At 67.7% G+C, this 6,772-nt stretch carries 3 protein-coding genes; 1 reads left to right on the plus strand and 2 read right to left on the minus strand.

The genetic code is table 11. From position 1 onward, the window contains the following. Entirely contained in the window at window positions 1-3,252 is a 3,252-nt protein-coding gene (gene fdh / locus ABZ863_RS28865) for a formate dehydrogenase (protein WP_358541950.1), read from the minus strand. A 116-nt stretch (window positions 3,253-3,368) separates the two neighbouring features. Next, window positions 3,369-4,850: an FGGY-family carbohydrate kinase gene (locus tag ABZ863_RS28870; RefSeq protein ID WP_358541953.1), complete on the minus strand. Its 1,482-nt coding sequence runs from the start codon at window positions 4,848-4,850 to the stop codon at window positions 3,369-3,371. 732 nt (window positions 4,851-5,582) lie between these two features. On the opposite strand from ABZ863_RS28870, the gene ABZ863_RS28875 reads away from it, so the two are divergent. Continuing rightward, window positions 5,583-6,734, plus strand: coding sequence for a DUF222 domain-containing protein (locus ABZ863_RS28875; RefSeq protein WP_358541956.1), 1,152 nt, complete (start codon window positions 5,583-5,585; stop codon window positions 6,732-6,734). The last annotated feature ends 38 nt before the right edge of the window (window positions 6,735-6,772 follow it).

Raw genomic sequence — 6,772 nt, forward strand, 5'->3', positions numbered from 1 at the left:
TCACACCTCGGTACCGGTTTCGTCGGTGATGCCCGCACGCCGCCGGTACGCCCGCACCAGCTCGAGGCGGGCGGGCCCGCGCGGACGGCGCCCTGGCCGGATGTCGCAGGCGAGCGCCTTGTCCTCCTGAATGTGCACGTTCGGGTCGAGCGCCAGGGAAGCCAGCTCGTTCGCCGCATCGCCGGTACTGATCCCGTTCGGGCCCCAGTGGTAGGGCAGCCCGACCTGATGCAGCGTGCGGCCCTGCACGGTCAGCGGCGGGATCCGCTCGGTCACCAGCACGCGGGCCTCGATGGCGGCCCGTGCCGTCACCACGGTCGCCCAGCCGAGGTGCTCCAGCCCGCGCTCGGCCGCCAGCTCGGGGCTGACCTCACAGAACATCTCCGGTTGCAGCTCGGCCAAATAGGGCTGCCAGCGCGACATGCCGCCTGCCGTGTGATGTTCGGTCAGCCGGTAGGTGGTGGCCACGTACGGAAACACGTCCGCGCCTCCCGCGCTCCCACTGGGCTGGTACGGGCTGTAGGCGTTGTACAGCACCTGCCGCACCGGGTTGCGCTGCTGGCCGTACAGGAGGTTCTCGAACGGCGACTCCTGCGGCTCGTAATGCGTCGGCAACGGCCCGTCGGTGACCCCTGCCGGGGCATACAGCCAGGCCTTTCCGTCGGCCTGCATCACGAACGCGTCGGTGCCGCCGAGTGCATCCGGGCCTGTGCTGCCCTCCTCCGGCACGAAGTCCGGTGGCGTCGTGGCTTTGAAGTCGGGGACGTCGTATCCGGTCCACTTGCCCGCGTCGCCATCCCACCAGACGTAGGCCTTGCGCTCGCTCCACGGCCTGCCGCCTGCGTCGGCCGAAGCGCGGTTGTACAGGATGCGCCGGTTCAGCGGCCACGCCCACGCCCACTGACTCGCCACCCAGTTCTGCTCGCGCCCGGGTGTGCGCCGCGCCGCCTGGTTGACACCGCCTGCGCGGACGCCGCAGTAGATCCAGCAACCGCAGGCCGTGGAGCCGTCGGGCTTCAGCTGCCCGTAGCCGCTCAGCGGCTCGCCATCGGCGTTCCACCCGTTGATCTCGGCGAGAACGGCCTCGGCATCCGGTTCGGCGTGCGGGCCATGGGTGGGGTAGTCCCAGGTGAGGTCCAGCATCGGCCGGTCGCGCTCGCCGGCGGCCCCAGCGAGCTTGGCGCGGATGCGGCGGCCGAGGTGGTAGGTGAACCACAGGTCGCTGCGCGCGTCGCCCCTCGGCTCCACTGCCTGGTGGTGCCACTGCAGCAGCCGTTGCGTGTTGGTGAAGCTGCCGTCCTTCTCGGTGTGCGCCGCGGCGGGCAGGAAGAACACCTCGGTGCCGTTGTCGGCGGTGCGCAGCTCCCCCGTCTCGATCTCCGGGCCGTCCTTCCACCAGGTCGCACTCTCGATCAGCGAGAAGTCGCGCACCACAAGCCATTTCAGGTTGGCCATGCCCATCCGCTGCGCCCTGGCGTTGGCCGAGCCGACCGCAGGGTTCTCCCCGAACAGGAAGTAGCCCTCACAGGTGCCGGCCAGTTGTTCCTGCACCGTCTCGTAGGTGCTGTGGCTGCCGGTGAGCCTGGGAAGGTAGTCGAAGCAGAACCCGTTGTCTGGCCGGGCGGCCGGGCCCCACCACGCCTTGAGCAGGCTCACCAGGTAGCTGCGCATGTCGCCCCAGTGACCCTTGTGCACGGACTCGGCCGCCAGGAAGGTCTCCAGGTCGAGGTTGGTGTACGCGTGCGGCATCGGGAGGTAGCCCGGCAGCAGGCTGAACAGCGTCGGGATGTCGGTGGAGCCCTGGATCGACGCGTGCCCGCGCAGTGCCAGGATGCCGCCGCCGGGGCGGCCGATGTTGCCCAGCAGGCTTTGCAGGATCGCCGCCGTCCGGATGTACTGCACGCCGACGGTGTGCTGCGTCCAGCCCACCGCATAGGCGAACGCGGTGGTGCGTTCCCGGCCCGAGTTCCGTACCAGGAGTTCGCACACGCGCAGGAACGTCTTCCTTGGCACGCCGCAGATCCGCTCAACCATGCCGGGTGTGTAGCGGGCGTAGTGCCGCTTGAGGATCTGGAACACGCACCGTGGATGCTGCAGCGTCTCGTCCTTGCGCGGTTCGCGGACACCGGCGCCGCCGGACCCGTGTGACTCGACCCGCGCCGCCCGTTGCACCGCGGCCCGTTGTGCACGTTCGTCCCACTGCTGGTCGCGCTGGTCGGCGGCCGCCTGTACCTCGCTTCCCTCGTACTGCCAGGTCCGCACGTCATAGATGTGGTGTTCCCTGTCGAGTCCGGAGAAGACCCCGTCGAGATCCTCCGCGTCGGCGAACTGCTCGCTGACGATCGCCGCGGCATTGGTGAAGGTGCGCACGTACTCGTCGAAGTACGCCTCGTTCTCGAGGACGTAGTTGATGATGCCGCCGAGGAAGACGATGTCGGTCCCGGCCCGTAGCGGCACGTGCAGGTCGGCGAGCGCGCTGGTGCGCGTGAAGCGCGGGTCGACGTGGATCACCGTCGCGCCACGGGCCTTGGCCTCCATCACCCACTGGAAACCCACTGGGTGACATTCGGCCATATTGGACCCCTGGATGACGATGCAGTCGGAATTGGCGAGGTCCTGCTGGAACGTCGTGGCACCACCGCGACCGAAGGAGGTTCCCAGACCGGGAACCGTGGACGAGTGTCAAACACGCGCCTGGTTCTCGATCTGAATGGCGCCCAGTGCGGTGAACAGCTTCTTGATGAGGTAGTTCTCCTCGTTGTCCAGCGTCGCGCCGCCCAGGCTCGCGATTCCCATCGTGCGGCGGGTTCGCGCGCCGCCGCCGTCGTGCCACTGCCAGCCGTTCTCCCGGCTCGCGACGACCCGGTCGGCGATCATGTCCATCGCCGTGTCCAGCTCCAGGGGTTCCCAGTCGGTGCCGTGCGGCCTGCGGTACAGCACGTGATAGCGGCGTGCGGGCCCCGTGGTCAGCTGTAAACTGGCCGAGCCCTTTGGGCACAGCCGTCCCCTGCTGATGGGCGAGTCCGGGTCACCCTCGATCTGCGTGACCTCGTCGTTGTGGACGTACACGTTCTGGCCGCAGCCGACTGCACAGTACGGGCATACCGACTTGACCACTTTGTCGGCTTGCGCCGTGCGGGGCGTGAGGCGCTCGCTGGCGCGGCTCTTCGCGGCGGCACCGCGGCCGCTGTGGTCACCGCCGGTCACCTGCCGGACAACCGGCCACGCTCCGATCCACTGCCGGACGCTCATGTCAACCTCCCGCAAACCCGCTTCGTCGCGGCCGTACCCGATCGCCGGACACGCCAAACCTCGCACGCCGTAGGAAGTCGATTACTGGTCGTTGCCGCAGTGCCGCGTGTGGCAGGTCAGGGCTGTCCGATGTGGACTCGAAACCGGCCCAGTGCGTGGACCACGTCACGACTGGCGGGATAAAGCTGCAGGTAAAGATCGTAGAGCTCGTCGTAGAACGCCGCGACGGACGGCCGGGGCTCACGGATTCCCGCTGGCGGATTCCACGCGGTCATGCTCACGTCGTCGACGAGTTGGGCGGCAAGAAATGCGGCGCCGTAGCTCGCTCCGATGGTGACGGTCGGAATGATCTGCGCGGCACCAGCGACATCGGACACGATCTGTGTCCACAGTGTCCCTTGGGTTCCGCCACCGACGGCGACGACACGGTCGATGCCAGCACCCGCCGAACGAAGGGCTTCGATGTTGTGCCGTACCCCGAACGCCGTAGCTTCGAGCACCGCTCGGTAGAGGTCCGCGCGGGTATGGCTCAGCGTCAGCCCCGCGATGACCCCGCGTGCGTGCGGGTCGAAGATCGGCGTCCGCTCACCGGCGAAGTAGGGCAGCACCAGTAGTCCCCGTGCGCCCGGCTCGATGGCTTCGGCCTCGGCGAGCAGAGTCGCGTAGTCCGCGCCGCCGGTCAGGTCGCGGACCCAGGAGGTGATCGCCCCCGAGGTCGCCATGCCACCTGCTAGGTTGCGCGTCCCCTCGAAGACCCCGAGCGTCGCCCACATCGACGGTGTCGTGACCTGCTGCCGCAGAGTGTTGATGAGGAACATCGTGGTGCCATACATCAACATCAGATCGCCGGGGTTCTGCGCGTCCACGCTGACCGCCTCGGACCAGGCGTCGATGGTGCCGGCGATGACGGGTACGCCCGCGGAAATTCCCGCGATGGCGCGGCTGGTCACACCGGCCTGCTCACCGGGCCAGCGCAGCGGCGGCAGTTCGAGTCCCGGCGCGATCCGATCGGCCCACGGCCGCAGCCAACGCGCCGCGGCCGTGTCGAACAGCGGCGTGCACTGGCTCGCCGAGTGATAGTCGAGGACGTACTCCCCGGTCAGCCGGTAGGCGAGCCACGAGCTCGGCATGAACAGCCATCGTGCCCGCGCGTACACGTCGGGTTCGTTCTCGCGTACCCAGGCGAGTTTCGGCCCCACCGCCTGACTGGACAGCATCGAGCCGGTGCGTTCGAAGATCGCGTTCGCGCCGAGTTCGGCGTTGATCGCGTCGATCTGGGCGCTCGCGCGGGAATCGACGCCGTAGAGGATCGCGGGGCGTAGCGGCGTGCCGTCGGCATCGGTCAGCAGCACGCACGGCCCCATGCCGCTGACGCCGACGGCGGCGACATCGGCATCGCCGGGGGCGGTCAGTTCGGTGGCCAGTTCGACGAACTCCCGCCACCACAGCTCACCGTCCATCTCCACGTGACCAGGCAGCGGCCTGCTCACAACGTGCTGGCGCTCCGCGGAGCGCAGGATCCTGCCATCGGGCTGAACCAGTACTCCCTTGCTGCTCGAGCTGCCGATATCGACTCCGAGATACACGCGCCGTCGCATGCGGTGAGCGTGGCAGAAAATCGATTACCACCACAAGTGGTGGAGGTCGGCGTGGCGCGCATGTGCTTGGTAGCGCACGGTTTCCGGTTGGCTGGCAACGTAGCTGCTCACGGTAGCCCACATCGCCGCGCCAGCATGTCAGAGGTTGAGCAACGAACCCGTTGGCGTGCACGGAGTTCCACGCAACGGCAGTATCGACTCCGCTTTGGCGGCATCCCGGACTGGTACCACCACGGGTGGCGGAGGTCGGCGTGTGCACGGTTTCCGGTTGGCTGGCAACGTGGCCGCTCACGGGTAGCCACATCGCCACGCCAGCGCGTCAGAGGCTGTGCGACAAACCCGTTGGCGCGCACGGAGTTCCACGCAAACGTAGTAATGACTCCGTTTTGACGGCATCCCGGACTGGTACCGCCACACCAGCGTGGCGCGCATGCGCCTGGTTGCGCGCGGTTTCCAGTTGACTGGCAACGTGACTGCTCACGGGTAGCCCACATCGCCACGCCAGCGAGTCAGATCCCTTCGCCGGGTTTATGCTGATCTCCAGCACCCTCGCCGAACGGCGGGGGCGCCGGCGCACGATGCAGATCCCCCTGATGGTGTTCGTGCTGGCGAGCGCATGGTGCGCCCTCGCGCCGGATCTGCTGTGATTCCTATTAAGCGACAAACCCGTTGGCACACAACAAGTTCCACTGAAACGTAGTAACGACTCCGTTTCTCTGATATCCTGGCCTGGTGACTGGGGTTCAGGAGTTTCAACTCGATCGGGAGGCCGTCGAATGTGATCCGACGGCATTTTTCGTGCTGAGTAATGACGAGGTCGCAGCAATGTCGGCGCGCGAGGTCGTGGATCTGGTGTGGACAGCGCGGCGATTGATCGCGCGAGCGCAGGCGGTGCAGGCCCGAGCGATCGCGCGGTTGTCGCGGCTGCGCGGTGGAATGCGGTCGGTCGCCGATGAGCTGGCCCCAGAGCTGGGGGTGTCCCGGCATGCCGCGCAGACCCACGTGGCACTGGCGGGTGCGCTGCAGACGCGGTTACCTCAGGTGCTGGCTGCGATGGATGCCGGAGAGCTCGATCTGGCCAAGGCAGCCAAGGTCTTCGACGCAACCACGCCATTGTCCGATGAACAAGCGCAGCAGGTGGATGCGCGGATCGCCACCCGGCTGACCGACAAGGACCCCGCTGCGGTACGACGAATCGCACGCAGGGCAGTGCATGCCGTGGATCCGGAGGGTGCCACCGCGCGGGCCAGGGTTCGGCGGCAGGACCGGCGGGTGGAGCTGACCCATCACGACGACACGATGGCCGCCCTGTGGATGTACCTGCCCGCGGAGACCGCCTCCGCCGCCTATGCACGGGTGGACACGCTGGCTCGTTCGCTGCGTTGCCGCGGCGAGACCCGCACGATGGACCAGTTGCGTGCCGATGTCGTGGCCGACCTGTTGCTGGGTAAGGCCACGGGTGCCGGCGTGGCCGGACAGGTGTTCGTCCATGTGCCCATCGACGCCGCACTCGGCATCAGCGACACCGGGTGCGAACTGGCCGGGCACGGCCCGGTTCCCGCGGAGATCGCCCGGGAGATCATGGCTGACCCGCGCAGTGTGTGGCGCAAGATCACCACAGATCCCGACTCCGGGACGGTGCTGGACGTGGGCCGCACCCGGTACCGTCCCCCGACTGCGCTGGCCGAGGTGGTGCGCGCGCGGGACCGGGAATGCCGGGCACCGGGCTGCCACCGCCCCGCGCGCAATTGCGAGATCGACCACAACCAGCCCTGGGCGGCCAACGGACACACGGCAGTCGGCAATCTGTGCTGCCTGTGCTCCTACCACCGTGTGTCTCGAATGCGATTGAGAGGTTCTGATGTAGAAGCCAGAGTCGCTTGAAAGCAATGCTGTGTCGAAGATGAAGGCAGGCCCTTCGG

The organism is Saccharomonospora sp. NPDC046836 (assembly GCF_040645195.1).
GTDB lineage: Bacteria > Actinomycetota > Actinomycetes > Mycobacteriales > Pseudonocardiaceae > Prauserella_A.

What these genes read in the sequence shown, in the direction of transcription:
- ABZ863_RS28870 (WP_358541953.1), bottom strand. Translation starts at nt 4,850, where the DNA reads ATGCGACGGCGCGTGTATCTCGGAGTCGATATCGGCAGCTCGAGCAGC.